This window comes from Dyella subtropica (genome assembly GCF_026283965.1).
Lineage (GTDB): Bacteria > Pseudomonadota > Gammaproteobacteria > Xanthomonadales > Rhodanobacteraceae > Dyella_D > Dyella_D subtropica.
In genome coordinates this window covers 54,910-70,855 of the sequence record NZ_JAPDPD010000021.1, presented here as the reverse complement: position 1 = coordinate 70,855, position 15,946 = coordinate 54,910, and the positions used below count along the sequence as shown (strand labels likewise).

Annotated in this window: 12 protein-coding genes; 6 read left to right on the top strand and 6 right to left on the bottom strand. The window is 62.3% G+C overall.

Annotated features, from left to right (window positions below; genetic code table 11):
* The first annotated feature begins 40 nt into the window (after positions 1-40).
* The 3 genes from OUZ45_RS17165 to OUZ45_RS17155 all read left to right on the top strand — a co-directional run bounded on the left by OUZ45_RS17165 (position 41) and on the right by OUZ45_RS17155 (position 6,299).
* Entirely contained in the window at positions 41-1,504 is a 1,464-nt protein-coding gene (locus OUZ45_RS17165; protein ID WP_266171386.1) for a cytochrome P450, read from the top strand.
* Between the two features lie 17 nt (positions 1,505-1,521).
* Positions 1,522-2,919 (top strand): MATE family efflux transporter, encoded by a 1,398-nt coding sequence (locus tag OUZ45_RS17160; RefSeq protein WP_266171385.1) that lies wholly within the window; start codon positions 1,522-1,524, stop codon positions 2,917-2,919.
* A gap of 785 nt (positions 2,920-3,704) precedes the next feature.
* Entirely contained in the window at positions 3,705-6,299 is a 2,595-nt protein-coding gene (locus tag OUZ45_RS17155; protein ID WP_266171384.1) for a S53 family peptidase, read from the top strand.
* 198 nt (positions 6,300-6,497) lie between these two features.
* Here OUZ45_RS17155 and OUZ45_RS17150 read toward each other — a convergent pair whose 3' ends face one another.
* Entirely contained in the window at positions 6,498-7,100 is a 603-nt protein-coding gene (locus OUZ45_RS17150; RefSeq protein ID WP_266171383.1) for a TetR/AcrR family transcriptional regulator, read from the bottom strand.
* Positions 7,101-7,237: 137 nt separating this feature from the next.
* On the opposite strand from OUZ45_RS17150, the gene OUZ45_RS17145 reads away from it, so the two are divergent.
* A complete protein-coding gene (locus tag OUZ45_RS17145; RefSeq protein WP_266171382.1) occupies positions 7,238-8,701 on the top strand; it encodes a phytoene desaturase family protein in 1,464 nt (487 codons plus the stop codon).
* Positions 8,702-8,854: 153 nt separating this feature from the next.
* Here the strand turns inward: OUZ45_RS17145 and OUZ45_RS17140 are convergent, their stop codons facing one another.
* Positions 8,855-10,189, bottom strand: a complete 1,335-nt coding sequence (locus OUZ45_RS17140; protein WP_266171381.1) for a HAMP domain-containing sensor histidine kinase — start codon at positions 10,187-10,189, stop codon at positions 8,855-8,857.
* A gap of 26 nt (positions 10,190-10,215) precedes the next feature.
* Positions 10,216-10,920, bottom strand: a complete 705-nt coding sequence (locus OUZ45_RS17135) for a response regulator (protein ID WP_266171380.1) — start codon at positions 10,918-10,920, stop codon at positions 10,216-10,218.
* Between the two features lie 58 nt (positions 10,921-10,978).
* Between OUZ45_RS17135 and OUZ45_RS17130 the strand changes: the two genes are divergently transcribed.
* Together OUZ45_RS17130 and OUZ45_RS17125 are read left to right on the top strand one after the other, a co-directional pair.
* Entirely contained in the window at positions 10,979-12,334 is a 1,356-nt protein-coding gene (locus OUZ45_RS17130; RefSeq protein ID WP_266171379.1) for a hypothetical protein, read from the top strand.
* 249 nt (positions 12,335-12,583) lie between these two features.
* Positions 12,584-12,853, top strand: a complete 270-nt coding sequence (locus OUZ45_RS17125) for a BON domain-containing protein (protein WP_266171378.1) — start codon at positions 12,584-12,586, stop codon at positions 12,851-12,853.
* 177 nt (positions 12,854-13,030) lie between these two features.
* Here the strand turns inward: OUZ45_RS17125 and OUZ45_RS17120 are convergent, their stop codons facing one another.
* Genes OUZ45_RS17120 through OUZ45_RS17110 form a run of 3 tightly spaced genes read right to left on the bottom strand, consistent with a single transcriptional unit; the run spans position 13,031 to position 15,898 of the window.
* Positions 13,031-14,035 carry an NAD(P)H-quinone oxidoreductase gene (locus OUZ45_RS17120; RefSeq protein WP_266171377.1) on the bottom strand — a complete coding sequence of 335 codons (1,005 nt, stop codon included), beginning with the start codon at positions 14,033-14,035 and terminating at the stop codon, positions 13,031-13,033.
* 13 nt (positions 14,036-14,048) lie between these two features.
* Positions 14,049-14,654, bottom strand: coding sequence for a MaoC family dehydratase (locus OUZ45_RS17115; protein ID WP_266171376.1), 606 nt, complete (start codon positions 14,652-14,654; stop codon positions 14,049-14,051).
* A complete protein-coding gene (locus OUZ45_RS17110) occupies positions 14,654-15,898 on the bottom strand; it encodes an aminotransferase class I/II-fold pyridoxal phosphate-dependent enzyme (protein WP_266171375.1) in 1,245 nt (414 codons plus the stop codon). The genes OUZ45_RS17115 and OUZ45_RS17110 overlap by 1 nt, the downstream gene beginning before the upstream one ends.
* Between the last annotated feature and the right edge of the window lie 48 nt (positions 15,899-15,946).

The window sequence follows — 15,946 nt, the reverse complement described above, 5'->3', positions numbered from 1 at the left end:
GGTTTCGGGAATTTCACGCTTGCACTGAGGGAAAGCCATCATGAACTCGAACATCGAAGCCGCCGAACTGAATATGGAAGAAGCGGACGAACTCAAATACTCGCGCACGATCGAGGATCTGCCGGGCCCGAAGGGGATCCCTTTCTTTGGGAATCAGCTGCAGATGCGGGGCAGCCAATGGCATGTGACGCTGTCGAACTACATCCGCGAGTTCGGGCCCATCTACCGCCTGAATGCGTTCGGCATTCCTATCGTGGTTGTTTCCGACCGCGCGGCCATCAGCAGCCTGCTGAAGGATCGACCCGAGAGCTTCGAGCGCAGCAGAGGCCTGCGCATGCGCATGAACGAGCTGAAGGTGGGCGGCGTGTTCACCGCGGAAGGCGAGGACTGGCGCAAGCAGCGCAAGCTGGTCACGGGCGGGCTGAGTGTCGAGGTGATACGGAATTTCTTCCCCACCATGGGCATGATGACCCAGCGCATGGTGGACCGCTGGAAGGCCACGCTGGCCGACGGCAAGCGCGTCGACCTGCGCCGTGATTTGAAGGCCTTGGCGCTGGACATCATCGTCGGTATCGCGATGGGCTATGACCTCAACGTGGTAAGCGACGACAGCCACCCGTTGCAGCACGACCTGGACAGCCTGATGCGGCGCCTCGCCAGCCGGGGCACGTCGCTCTACCCCTATTGGCGCCGCTTCCGCCTGCCGGTGGATCGCGCGGCCGACCAGTCCGCGCATGACGTGGAACAGACCGTGCTCAGGCTGATCACGGAGGCACGCGAGCGAATGAAGCAGCAGCCTCAGTTGCGCGAAGAGCCCACCAACATGCTGGAGGCCATGATCGTCGCCAGCGAAGACCCCGAGTCGGGTTTCAGCGACCAGGACCTCGTCAGCAATGCCATCGCCAGCGTCGTGGGCGGCATCGACACCACGGCCAATTCCATCGCGTGGATGATCAACCTGCTGGCACAGAATCCTGATACGGCCGCCAAGCTCACCGCCGAAGTCGATGCGGTACTGGGCGATGCCCGGATGTCGCGCGAGTGGGAGCAGATGAAATTGTTGCCGTACCTCGACGCCGCGCACAGCGAAACCCAGCGGCTGCGCTCGTCCACGCCTTTCCTGGGCTTGCTCGCTAAAGCCGACTGCGTGGTGGCCGACACCTTCCTCCCCAAAGGCATGGTGATCTTCGTGCCGACGACGTTTGGCGACGGGCTGGACGAGACACAGTTCCCGCAGCATGAGCAGTTCCAGCCGGAGCGCTGGATCTTCGAGCACAAGCCGCAGAAGGATGACGACCCCGCGCGCAAGGTGTTTCCGTTCGGCGGCGGCCAGCGCCTGTGCCCAGGCCGCTTCCTGGCGCTGATCGAGGTCAAGGTGGTGGTGTCGGCGATCATGCGCAACTTCGAGCTGGAGTTCGACACCACGGCGCCGCCGGTGCAGCAGGTAATGACCTTCTTCATGGGGCCGAGCGCCGTACCGGTGCGACTCAGGTCGCGGACCTGATGGCGATGGATACGGCCTTGAAGTCGAATGACGGCGCTACCTATTTCCAGGTGGGCAGGAGAATCCTCAACGTCTCCGCACCATTGATGGGGGCGATGCTGGGTAACCTGATCATGATGCTGGTCGATCGCATCTGCCTGGCCAGATATTCGACCGACACGCTGGAGGCGTCCGGGCCGGCCATCCATACGGCGATGGCGATCGTCACTTTCTTCACCGGGTTCGCCGGGTTCTCGCGATCATGCGTGGCGCAGGCGTTCGGTAGATCAGGGCAGCGGCAGGCCGCCTATCAGGCCGCGCTTGGCATCCTGGTTGGCGCCGCGTTGGCGCTCATCCTGTGTCTCATGGCACCGCTCATCGAGTGGATTCCGTCGCTGAGCAACCGGCCTCCGGCGATTACCCGGCTGGAGTCGCAGTTCTTGTTCTGGTCGGCGTTCTTCGGTGCCGCCATGACCTTGAACATGGCGCTCTCGGCTTACTTCAGCGGCATCGGCCGGACCCGCGTGACGCTGGTTGTCGGGCTGATCGGCCAGGCCGTGGTCATCTTCATGATCGTCGGCCTGGTATTCGGCAAATACGGTTTGCCGGAGCTCGGCATGCGGGGCTCGGCGATCGGAACCTTGATCGGCACGCTGACGATGACGGTCTGCTACGTGGGCTGCATGCCGCGCGAGGTCTGGAGGGATCTGGGTGGTTTGCTGTTCCAGCGTGGAAGGCACATCGGAGGCGAGTTGATCCCGCGCGTCAGAAAAGGGCTCGCCATCGGCAGCTCCACCGGGCTCACCAACCTCGGCAGCGCGGCCTTCGTCTGGATCGTCGCCGGCCTGGGCGCCGCCGGGCTCGCGGCCAACAACGTCAACCTGACGGTGAACTACCTGGGCGGCGTGCCGCTGATCGGCCTGGGCATCGGGTGCGGCGTCCTGTGCGGGAATGCCATCGGCGAGGGCGACTATCCGCAGGTAACGCGGATCCTCTTCGTGACGATGGGGATCGAGCTGTCGTATCTCGCGGTCATCTCGTTTCTCCAGATCGTGACACCCCTGTTCCTGCTCAACCCGTTCGGGCTGATCGATAAGGGAGAAGAGATTCAGCGGGTATCCGTCGCGACCGTGCGGGTGCTGTGGCTCTATTCGCTCGCGTTCGCCTTCTCCATGACTGGAGGCATGGTGCTGGAGAGCTTCGGCTTGACGAGGTTTCTGTTCCTCACCAGAGTCGTGCTGATGTGGGCGATCAGCATTCCCACCACCTACGTCCTGATGACCGGTCACGTTGGAGACGCGAGCTTCCTCCCGACGTGCTGGGTGGTCGGGTCGATATTCGAAGGGGCGATCGGCGCGATGTACTTCTGGCGGATCAGGATGGCGGTGAGGCATCGGCAGAATGGGATCCTGTTGGCGCAGGAGGCCGCTTTGTGATGCCGCTGACAGACCGTCACGCCGTCAGAAGCGCAGTTGCGAGAAAGAACTCAAAGGTTTGTTGCACCACGTCTATCGCCACGATCCTCGCGTAAACGTGTTGAACAAGAAGAATGTTTTTAAGGTACTGAAGGGCATTCATCGCAAGGACGAAAGCCATGGGGCGAAGTCGACCTCAGCGGCGCCGGCTCCTATCAGACTTAAGAGCCATGGCATATGGGATCAACCAGGGAATCTTCGCCCGTTTCATAGAAGCTGATTGAAGAAAGCAAAGACCTTTTCCGCTCGCTCGACCGTTTGATCGACCGCGACCGACTGCGCGTCGAGGACTTGGGGATGGCGGATCACCCATGCGGCCGGGGAGGTGTGTCGAATATGGAATCCTGTCAGGCATTGCCCTGAATGCCACCTCCGTTTGTTTCAAAAGCCGCTCCGTGGACGTATCGGCGGCTTTTAACTTCTCGGCGGGTGAATTGTTCAGATGATCCCTATTTGAATATTTCGTTTGATTACCGAATCTCTCACCACAGTACGTGTGCAAGCTTCGTCAAGGTGCCTGTTTTTCCTTGCGGTGTGGCGAGGAATAAATGTTTCGTGGCTTCGTGCTTGACTGCCTTTAGCTGTGCCATGATGCCCCGATTTCCAGCAAGGCGCCACGAATCATTTTGCTGGATCGCAAACGGATAACCGTTGTCGCGAGGCGCTGCAAGCGATGTTCGATAGCAATAAATGGACGACGCAATGTCGCCATATCCGATTATTCGCAAATAATGGAGTATTTGATCATGAAAAGATTAAAGCATGCCTTGCCGCCCGCTTCGGTACGATCGCGGCTGGCAGTCGCGTTGATGCTTGCGCTCGGTGCGCAAACCGTGATGTACGAAGCGTCGGCGCAGACCTCGAACACTGCCGCATGGGCGACGACGCAAACGCGCGTCGCCGCGACCGGCAATGCCGCCTTCGGCGGCCTGGCGGCAGACCAGGAGCCGGCCTCGATCACGGTGACACTGAAATTGCGCAACAAAGATGCGCTGGACAGCTTCGTCCGCGAGCTGCATCGCCCGGGCAGTCCGGCTTATCACCAGTTCCTCAGCAGTGCGCAATCCACCGCTACCTTTGCGCCGACCGAGCAACAGGCCCAGGCGGTGGCGGACTATCTGCGGCAGCATGGCTACACGAACGTCAGGATCGCGCCGAACCGCATGCTGGTCACTGCAGACGGCACCGTCGGTAATGCGCGCTCGGCGTTTCGCACGCAGATCGGCCACTTCACTCGCGATGGACGCGCCGGCATCGCCAACATCCTCGATGTACAGGTGCCCACCGCGCTGAGCGATACGGTCGACCGCGTACTTGGCCTGCAAACGCTCGATCACGCGCAGACATTTTCCTGGCATGGCCAGATGCATCCTGTAGCGACTTCGCAGCCGCGCCCGGGCTACCACATCGTCACCAGCCCCGACGGCAATACCAATGCGCACGGCTACTATCCCCAGGAATTCGCTACCGTGTACAACGCGGGCAGCTCACCCGCCGCGACCAATACGACCGCAGCCATCATTGGCTGGGGCAGCATGACCAATTCGGTCAACGATCTGGCGCAGATGGAGAGCAGCCAGGGCCTTGCCGCCGTGCCGACCCAGGTGGTGATTCTCGGCGGCGACAATGGCGACGATGCCGGCCAGGGCGAATGGGGCATGGATGCGCAGGCCATCGTCGGCATCAGCGGCGGCGTGCAGAAGCTGATCTTCTACACGGCGGGCGGTGCCGAAGACCAGGGCCTGATGTTGCAGACGATCAATCGCGTGGTCAGCGACAACGCGGCCAGGGTCATCAACATGTCGTGGGGCTGGCCCGGCTGCGAAGACGCCAGCACCGGCTGGGCGGACTCCGCGTTTCAGCTGGGCATCGCCCAGGGCCAGACCTTTTCCGCGGCCAGTGGCGACAACGGCGCCTATGCCTGCGGTGCTTCCACCAACGGTAGCTACGGCACCACCCTGGGCGTGGGGTATCCGGCTTCTTCGCCCTATGTCGTGACGGTTGGCGGCACGACCTTGAACACCAGCACCGCGGACAGCTACATCTCCGAGTCGTCCTGGGCGTATAGCGGCGGCGGCATCAGCGCGCATGAAGCCAAGCCCACCTGGCAGAGTTCGCTGTCGGGTTCCTATCGCCAATTGCCGGATATCGCCTTCGACGCGGACTGGACGAATACGCCGATCGTCGCCTACTTCACGGCCAGCGCCGGGTCGGGAATTACCGCGTCGGGCTACTACACCAATGGCGGCACCAGTCTGGCCTCGCCGTTGTTCGTCGGCGCCTGGGCGCGGCTGGAGACAGCCAACGGTAATGCGCTGGGTTTCGCTCCGCCATCGTTGTCCGCCTATGCCGGCACGTTTCCTTTCCACGACGTGACAACCGGTGGCAACGGCCATTACCCAGCCACCGCGGGGCGTGACAATGCGACGGGCTGGGGCAGCTTCGACATCCAGGCCGCCAAGGCTTTCATCGCCGCCAATCCGGGCTTCATTTCGGGCGGCGGCTCCGGCGGCGCCAGCCATCTTGGCATGACCTGGGCCAGCTTCTTTCCGGGCAACACGGCGGGCCTGGTCCATGTGGGCAACGACAGCACCACCAATCCCTACAGCGGGGATACCTCGACTGGCACGGCGCTGCCCATCATGTGCGTCAGCACTGGCAGCAGTGCGCTGCCTGCTGGCATCACCACCGATTACTACGATGGCTGGACGGGCGGTACGGTCGCGTTCACCGGGGCGATGCCGGGATCGCAGTTGACCAGCCGGGCGGTGGCGGACGGCAAGTGCGCCAGCGCCTTCGGCGGCGGCTGGCGTATGGCCGAGTTCCATGATGGCGGTGGCGGCTGGAGTTATTGGAGCTACGGTGCGACTCCCGGCGGGTTGGGCCGTTTCTGGGTCGCCATCAACGACCAGCCGGCCAACCCGTGGAATACGACGACGGGAAAAGCGATGACCTGGTCGGTGAGAACATCCACGGTGATTCATGTCGGGCGCGACAACACCACCAATCCGTACAACGGGGATACGTCTCCCAGCGCGTCCTTGCCCATCCTGTGCCTCAACGTGACCGGAAGCGCGGTTCCTACGGGCATCACCACCGATTTCTCCGATGGCTGGGCAAGCGGCAATTTGGCGTTCACCGGGGCGTTACAGGGATCGCAACTGACCAGCCGCGCGGTAGCGGACGGCAAATGCTCCGCCACCTTCGGCAGCGGCTGGCGGATGGCGGAGTTCCACGACGGCGGCGGCGGCTGGAGCTATTGGGGCTACGGCGCGATCCCTGCCGGCATCACGCGGTTCTGGACGGCGATCAACGACCAGCCCGCCAATCCCTGGAACTAGCGTGATCCGCAACGGCGCATAGCCGGAATAGGGCAGCCGCTCCGCACGCGCCATCTGGAAAACGGCACGCCCCGGTGAATACCGGGGCGTTTGCATTCGGCGACATATAGGCCGGCGTAGAAATTTTGAACAGGCTCTATGGGTGTATGGCAAGAAAATCGTGGAAGTGGGTTAGGTGATGCTCATTGAGCGATGTGTCTAGAGCTTCGGCACAGTTGCTCCCGCCATGAAGAATTTCAGCGTCCGCGCAAGCTCGGCAGGCAAACTTACCGAGTCATCGTCGAGCCAACGAAGCACTGCACCGAGATAGAGGAAATGCAGGTGGCTGGCCAGGAGTGGGGCGGCGATATCGTTGCGGACTTCGCCTTCCGCCTGCGCCTGTGCGATCAATTGCGCGTAGAGCGGCAACATGTCGGAGTCGCTCTGCCCAGGCTGTTCATTCCCGATGGCCTGGAAGCGGTAGCGAATGTATGGCGCGGCATAGTCGCGGTGCGACTCCCACCATTGCGCCGAGGCATCCAGGATCGCGGCAAGTCGCGTCTGTAGGGTGCGACGCGCCATCGCCTTGCGCAGCAATGGCCCGAGATCGTTAGCCAGTTCGCCGTGCAAGGCGTGCACGAGTACCGCCTCTTTCACGGGGAAGTGGTTGTACAACGTGCCGCGTGCGACACCCGCTTCGGCTGCAATCTGCTCCATGGTGACGGTCTCGTAGCCAAATTGCCAGAACAGCGCCAGCGCTATTGCGGAGAGGTGTTCGCGAGTGCGGTCGCGCTTGCCGAGGGTTCGGGTGGGTGTGGACATGTCTGACTCGATATTGAACAATGCCCATAATTGGGCATTGTTCAATTATGGTGGAGCGAGCATACCATGGCGCGGCGATGGTCGCCCGCCGGCCGTGCGTGCGCTCCCGCATTCACAACGCTTGGACGAGGCTACCCATGTCCCGCAACACTACTCCCGTCATCGTGATCGGCGCCGGCCTGTCCGGCCTTTCTGCCGCCCTGGCGCTGGCCCGTGCTGGCCGCGAAGTGATCGTGCTGGAGGCGGCGGATCAACCGGGGGGCTGCTGTTCCACCGCACAAGTGGACGGCTATACGTTTAACAATGGCGCTGTCTACGTGGCCGTGCCATCGCTACTTCGCCTGACGTTTGAGCAGCTCGGGCTGGACTTCGACGCGGAGGTGCCTCTGGTGCCTATCGATCATCCGCACGAGACGCATCTCGACGATGGCACGACGGTGCATCTTGGGGCACTCGAAACGGCGCGGGTGGAGGGGCTTCAGGCATCATCTCGTACTGCACTATTGCGCGACGGCCTGCGCAAACTGCAGGGCGACTGGCAACCCATCTATCGCCGGCTGCTTGATGACGTGCTGCCGTTCGAGCCGTCATTGCCGCGAACGCTGGCGCAACTCTGGCGCTATCTGCCGAAGCTGGCTGGCCGTGCGGATCGCCTGATCGCCCGCTACTTTCCCGACCCCTCCCTGCAGGCGGCAGTGGCTTCTATCCTGCTCTACACCGGCACCGCGCCAGAGCGCCTGCCGTCCTCCCAGCTGATCGGTCTGCTGGCTTTGCTGGAGGAAGGCTTCCATTTGCCGAAGACCGGGATGGGCGCGATTACCGCCGCGCCGCATCGCGCGCTACAGGTGTTGGGTGTGCCTGTGCGTTGCGGCTGCAAAGTCGAGCGGATCGAAGTGGGCAGCGGTGGCGTGACGGGTGTGATGCTGGAAGGCGGCGAATACCTGCCAGCACGCGACGTCATCGCCACCTGTGCCGGTTTCAGCGTGGTCAATCATTTGTTGCCGGCGACCGCCGTGCCGCGTGCATTGCAGCGCGTCGTGCGCAAGGCACCGCTGTCGCATCGGGCCGTCGCCGTGCAACTTGGTGGCTGCTTCGACGCGGCCTCCAGATCCTTCATCGTCAATCACGTTCCTGCCATGAGCCGGCAAGGCGAGTTGCATCGGGTCGGGACCGGTACACCCCGCTGGCTTTCCTGGACATCGCCGAGCCAGGTGTTGAGGAGCGTGGCGCCAGCGGGCAGGGCGGTCATTGAACTGTATGCGCCGGTGTCCGGAATAGATCACGCCGAACAGTGGACGCCGGCCATGACAGAGCGTGCGCTCGAAGGGCATCTGACCGCGTTGCGAAAGCATCTGCCGGCCATGGAAGTTGAGACGATGAGAACCATCGATCCAGCCACCTTCGCGCGCGAACGGCATCTACACGAAGGCGCACTCTACGGCATCGCACCTGGCGCGAATCCCAATGCTTACTTTCCGCATCGCACCGCGCTGCCGGGCCTGCATCTGGCGGGCCAGACGACGTTTCCGGGTTTTGGCGTACCCACGGCGATGCTGTCGGGCCTACAGGCTGCAGCAGGCTTGTTGACAGCGGACCGTTAGTTCTCAGGGCGGAGTTCGTAGGTCGGAACATGGATGCTTCGTCCATACGGTCCCCCAACCGTTCCCGTCAGCTCAGAGTCTGTTCAAAATCTCCTGCAACGGGCTACGCGGAGATTTTGAACAGGCTTCGAGAGGATGGCGCGAAAACAGGCGCTAAGCCGAGCTGCGTGACATAAGGGTGATCGTTGCGCGAAGCCCATGCGGTACACGGTTCGTCAATATCAGCCGACCGCCATGCGCCGTTGCGATGCGATCGGCTATGGCCAGACCGAGGCCAACGCCTCCGGTTGAACGGCTGCGGGAAGGTTCCATCCTTTGAAAGGGAGCGACGATACCGGGAAGCGCATTGGCTGGGATCCCGGGGCCGTTGTCGTCGATGTGAATTTCGACCTGATCGCCCGCATCCTCGATCGTCAGCGCGGCGCTTCCGGCGAAGCGCAAAGCGTTGTCGACAAGATTGTCGATGGCTCGATGCAACATCGGTTCATCGGCCAACACGGAGGCATGGGCCGAGCCGGAAATGACGCTGACATCCTGCCCAAGCGAGCGCCGGTCGGCCGCCATCTTTGCCGCGAAGCTGGTCAGGTCGATCCTGTCGAGGCTGGCCGGTTGCCGATCGATCCGCGCATAGTCAAGCACCTCACTGATCATGGCAGCCATACGGTCGAGGTCATCGATCATGCGCTGGCGCTCGCCTTGCGGGACTAGTTCGGCACGGATGCGAAGGGCCGTCAACGGTGTGCGTATGTCGTGCGCGACCGCCGCGAAATCGCGGAACCGTTCTTCGGCCTGTTTCGCTAATCGCGCGTGCATGGCGTTCATGGCCGCGCCGACCGCTTCGACTTCGGGCGGGCCGTCGAGGGGAAAGGGCGCTTTCGTATTCAGACCGCTACGCGCCGCGGCTTCAGCCAATTTCCGGACGGGCCTGGAGAGACTGCGTGCGGCGATCCACACCGGGACTGCCAATAAGCCGAGCGCCGCAGCGAAGGCCAACATCATCCTCAGGCGCCATGCGGCCAGGTGCCGGTCGGTGGGCGTGACCGAACGCCAGCGACCATCCATCTGCTGAATGGATGCTTCGAATGCCGGCATCTCCGCATCCGGTTCAATCAGGGCGTCGGCACCGTAGCGCATCCGGAAGCCGCCGGCATCGCTGTCCACCAGCAATGTCCGGTCGCCAACCAAGACGACGCTCTGCCCCGTTCCACTCGCTTTCCCGGCACCATCGCCGTCCAGCCAGCGCACGCGTACTCGTTCGGGTCGGACGCGCATGGCCTGTGCCAGCGCGGTTTCCACCTCTCGCACATACGGGCCGGTCGGCGGCGTAGCGCGAACGGCGGTCTGGAACCCGTCACTTGCATCGCCGCGCAGGGCGATCGCCGCCTCGCGTATCGTCATCCGTATGGGGGTAGGCGCCGGTGTCAACAGTACGATGCCGAAGCACAGGGTGAAGGCGAGGACGAGGGTGCTGAATGCCAGCGCCGCCACTTGCGCCAGAATGGGAAGCGACCGCCTCACCGGCGCAGGACCGGGACACGAAAGCGGTAGCCGAGACCGCGCATGGTTTCGATCAGCGCCGATCCGTCAGCAGCGGACAATCTTCGACGCAACCGGCTGACCGCGATGTCGATCGCCCGATCGAAGGGGCCATCTGGCGTTTCATGCGTCAGATCGAGCAGCTTGTCCCGGCTGAGAACCTGCGCCGGATGCTGCACGAAGGCGAGCAGCATCCGCAGCTCGCCAGCGGGTAGGGGCACCAGTGTCCCGTCGGGCGCGGTCAGGCGAGCCGCACCGGGCTCGAACAGCCACCCTTCAAACTGGAAGGACTGCTCGGATGTCTGGGTTCGCGGTGCCTCACGGCGCAGGATGGCCCGCACGCGAGCGAGCAGTTCGCGAGGATCGAACGGCTTGGCCAGATAATCCGCCGCGCCGATCTCCAGGCCGACGATGCGATCGGTCGTGTCGCCTAAAGCGCTCAGTATCAGAACAGGTGGCCCTCCGTCCCTCAGCCGGCGACAGATCGATAATCCGTCTTCCCCCGGAAGCATGATGTCGAGAATGATGATGTCCGCGCGGCGATGGTTTGATAGGGCGTCGAATTCACTGGCATCGCGAGCGCCCGACACGTCGAAATCGTGCCGGCCGAGATAAGCGACGATCGCTTCGCGCACGCTGTCGTCGTCCTCGACGAGGATAATCCTGGCTGCTTTGCTCGACATGTCTTAACTATAGAAAGAGAACGTATCGCGATTATGTCGCGATGCGAATCTTTGATACATGGCCGGCATGCTCGCGACACCATCGTCGTCTACAAAGACAACTCCATTACCGATGCGAGTTCAAACAACAATGCACGCAAAGAATCGTTATCGCTTTAGCCTGGCGATCGGAGCAATGTTCGGATGTGCGCTGGCCGCGGCATCACCAACCCAGCAGTTCTCCTCGTCTCAGGCGCAGTCGGCATCGTCTGCGATCGACGAGTATCGGACACTATGCACCCGCGATGGCGGCCGTCTATGGGGGATGAGCCTCTGCGGACCGATCATGCTGGTGAATCGTGACACACGCGCCATTTACACCGATCGCGACACACCGGGCCACGAACTTCGTCGGCAAGGCAAGATATTTACCGGCTCGCTACCCGCAGACATCAGCGTTGCCAACACCGCGACAGAATGGGCCGGGGTCCGTTGGACGATGCTTCAGCTTCCACTTCCGCCCGATCGGCAGCAGCGCGCAGAGTTGCTGATGCACGAAGCGTATCATCGCATTCAGCCGCATCGACTTCCGCCGCCTGTCCTGCCACTACCGGATCATCTCGATGGTTATGACGAGCGTGTGGCCATGCGGCTCGAATGGCGGGCGCTGGCGCTCGCGTTGCAAACGCGCGGACAGGATCGACTGGTAGCCGCGCGCGATGCACTGGCCTTTCGTGCCTGGCGTCGGAAGCAGGTCGAAGATGCTGCAAAGCGTGAAAATGCGTTGGAAATCAACGAAGGGCTGGCCGAATACACGGGCAAGCGCCTTGGTGACACGACCGATCCTGCCCATTCGACAATCGAGACCTTGGCTAGTTACGACAAACGCAACGGCTACATGCGCAGCTTTGCCTATGCGTCCGGCCCTGCCTATGGGCTGCTGCTTGATGCTCTTGCACCGAGCTGGCGTATGAAGCTGCGTTCCGATAGCGATCTCGGCGCCATACTGCATCATTCGATCGCCGATGCCGCGCTACCCGATGTCGCATCGATCCGTGACCGGTATGGCTACGCCGATATCAGCAAGGAAGAGCGAACAAAGGAAGAAGCGCACGATCGTCAGGCAGCTCAGTGGAAAACCCTGCTGGTCGACGGCCCTACGATCCGGCTGCCGCTTATACACACAGGTTTCCAGTTTGACCCCCGGAACCTATTTGCCTTGCCACCCAGCGGCACCGTGTATCCGACCGTCGTGATCCGCGACGAGTGGGGAACGCTTACGGTAAGCGATGGCGTGCTCGTGGCCGCCGATGGTAAGACAGCCTCGGTGCCAGGCACCGTCTCCTTCGAAGGTGGCGAGTATCGCGGTAAGGGCTGGAACCTGAAGCTTTCTCCGGGGTGGATTCTGCGGGACGGGGGCGTTCGACGAGAATGACTGCAGCTGGCACAGCAGTACTCATCGGCGAACGAAGGAATAGAGCGGATCGATGCGCACGCCGATCTTGCAGGCTACGTGACAACCGGCATGTTGAAGCCACTCCCCAGCGTATGACCATAGCGTGCGCGCTGAATCCAGGGGGCCGCAGAAGCCCTGATCTTCGGAGACCGAAAAGGAGCAAGTACGAAATTGCTGCGCGGCGTTTTAGTAGCCGAATTATTGGTGAGTAGCCTGGGTGGATGCGTGATGCGGATTGCCGACCATTCGGCTGATTCGCGTGTCGGCGTCCACTGGTTGGATCTCAATGCGGATAACAAGCTATCCCAAGCGGTACGAGGCAGGCTAGCTGATGATCCCATGACGCGTGACGCCAAGCTCAGTGTCCATAGCGACGAAGGCCATGTCATGTTGACCGGTTTCACCACCAACCCCGAAGTGCTGGCAAAAGCCTTAACACTCACCCTGGATACGCCAGGTGTCAGCGACGTGCACAGTGGGGTGACTGTGGCCCGCTGATTCGCCGGGACTAGCTTTGCGTCGCAAGCAAGGGGAGGGGCAAAACCGCACCAGCTGAGAGTCGACGCTAATCAGGCTGCATGGGGAGGTAAGCCTTTGGTTCGCGGTTTCTTGCTTTGGTTTTGGGCTATCGCGACCTGGAGAACGCAAACTCAAAAAACACCCCGCAGCGCCTGCTCACAACAACATCCGTCCGTTCGCATCGCGAACGGCGATCACGATCTTGCCGATGTTCTGATGGCTTTCCATCAGGTGCTGAGCCTGAGCTACCTCGGCGATGGGGTGAGTGGCATAAATCACTGGCCGGATTTCGCCTCGTTCAAGCGGTTCGATCCAACGACTGCGGAACCGTTTGTTCACCTCTCGCTTTTCTCGCATCGGGCGCAACCGTAACGAGGAACCCTTGATGCGCAGGCGGCGTTCGACCACGAGCAGCAGATCGATCTCTGCCGACAGCCCGTCCAGCAGGCCGGCGACCACCAGGCAACCACCCAGGCGCAAGGCACGCAGATTGCGTTCCAGATAGGCGCCGCCCACGAAATCCAGCACCAGCGGAACGCCTTCGCCGCCGGTCAGGCGCAAGACTTCGGCGAGGAAGTCCTGGGTCTTGTACTCGATAACCGCCGACGCGCCGAACGCATGCAGGGCTTCGGCCTTGCGTGGCGAGCCAACGGTGCAGATCGGCCGGGCACCGGCATGCAGGGTCATCCGCATGGCGGTGGTGCCAATGGCGCTGGCACCGGCGTGGATCAGTACATGGTCGCCGGGCGCCAATCCGCCAAGCTCGAACAAGGTCTCGTTGCAGGTCAGGAAGGATTCGGCGGTAGCCGCTGCCTCTTCGAAACCGATCGTTTCGGGAATCAGATTGGCCATGCCCCGATCGAGCAGGCAGAACTCCGCAAAGCCGCCGCCTTCGACAACGCCATAGACGCGTTGCCCCTCGGTGAAGCCGCGGACGTTCTCGCCCCAGGCCTCCACGGTGCCGGCAATCTCGATGCCGGGGATGGTGGATTGCCCCGCTGGTATGTCGTATTCGCCTTCGCGTTGCAGTACGTCGCCACGATTGAGCGCACTCGCGTGCACTTTGACGAGTAGCGAATCCGGTGTGCAGACCGGCATGGGCAACTCGCGCGTGACGATAACTTCGGGCCCACCCTTGCCTTCGTAAACGACTGCCTTCATCGCGTCCATCGCGTCAGTACCTCGCCAAACGTTCGGTATCGTTGCCACGCGTGGGCACGAGGAAACTACGCTCGTAGGTCAGGAACACCTCGCCGCCCGACAGCAGGCCGCGCGTCTCGCAGGTGATGATGCCGGCGCCGGGGCGCGTCTCCGACAGGCGCTTGGCCAGGATGTGGCTCTCCGCGTAAATGGTGTCCCCGGCGAATACCGGGTGCGTGAGTCGAACCTTGTCCCAGCCGAGGTTGGCCAGGGCGCGGCCACTGGTGCTGCGCACGCTCATGCCGCAGACGATGCTGAAAGTCACCAGGCTGGACATCAGCGGCCGTTTCCATGGCGTGTGCGCGCAGTACTCGGCATCGATGTGCAGCGGCGAGGGATTCATGCTGAAGCCCGCCATCAGCAGGTTGTCCGATTCGCTCAAGGTGCGCCCGGGTCGATGCTCGAAGACATCCCCGAGGCGGAAGTCGTCGTAGCAGAACCCGATCACCTCGCGGTAACGGTTCTCGCCGACGAGCTTGTAACCCCATAAGCGATCCTCGTGATCCATGCTCACTCTCTCCACGGTGTCATGGTGGTCCGGCGCCACCAAGGCGCCGGTTGCGCCAGGAAGCGCGGACATCAGGCACTCACCATCAGCGACTCGACGACGTCGCAGAAGTTGTCCAGGCGTTCGGGAGCGAAATCCGCACGCAGCATCACGCGAACACCGGCGGCGCCGCGCGCGACGATGGGGAAGAAGACTGCGGAACAGTAGTAGCCGGCGCGGAAGAGTTGTTCCGACAGGCGCACCGCCAGGTCTTCGTCGCCCACCTCGATCAAGCGGATGGGGAGCCCATTGCCCGAGAAGCGCGTGGGGAAGCGCTGGTCGAAGACGTCGATGTTGTGACGTAGTTTTGCCTGCAATTGCCCGAGTTCGGGCGTGCGGTGCAAATCCGCGCTGGCCAGGCAGGCGCCAATGGCGGGCACATCCATGTTCTGCGACCAGGTCACCGGCCCCGCGTTGCGATACAGGAATTGGAAGTCCTTTTCGCTGCCAAGCATGGCGACGCCACCCGAGGCGCCGAAGCCCTTCGCCAACGAGCCGACGATGAGGGTCAGCGGGTTCATCTCGATGTTGGAGCGGACATAGCCCTCGCCACGCGGCCCCTCGATCGAGAGCGCGTGCGAGTCGTCGAAGTACAGGAACAAGCCGTAACGGTTCTGCAGTTCGAGCAGGCCCTCGAGCGCCGTACGCCCGCCCATCGAATAGGCACCATCGGCGACATAGGCCACGCGCGGATACTTCTTGCAGATGTCTTCGAGATAGTTCAGGTCGTTGTGCGGGCAACTGAGCACCAGGCTCTCGTCGCCGCAGATGGGTTTGATGTAGGCCATCGAGAAGTGGCAGAAACGGTCGAAGACCATGACTCGCGGCCCGCCGCCGCCGATGTGTCCAGAAGCCACCAGCGGCAGGATGCCCGCGGTAAGCACGCTGCAGCTCACCCCCGGCAGTGCGGGAGCCCCGTACAGGTCACGCAGGCTTTCCTCCAGTTCCACCAGCAGATTCAGCCGGACGCGTATTTCCGCGATCGACAGACCGGTGGTGCCCGCCTTGCGCAACGCGCTCACTGCGCCTTCGATGATCTTCGGGTGGTGGTTGAGGCCAAGGTAGGAGCAGGAACACAACAGGCTGAACTCATGGCCGGTCTCGCGAACTATGAGGCGGTCGTTGGATTCGTGATCGACCTGGATGTTCAGCAGCCCGCTTTCGGCCGCGCGCAGCCAGACCCGCTCGCCGTGGGCGAGCATCGCTTCCGCATTGCGATAGCGATGCGGGCCAGTGATCTCACTAAGAACGCTGTCATTAAGAACGCTGTCGTTCATTGCACTCTCCCATGGGAATGGATGTCGTCGCTGTCGATACGTGCTGCA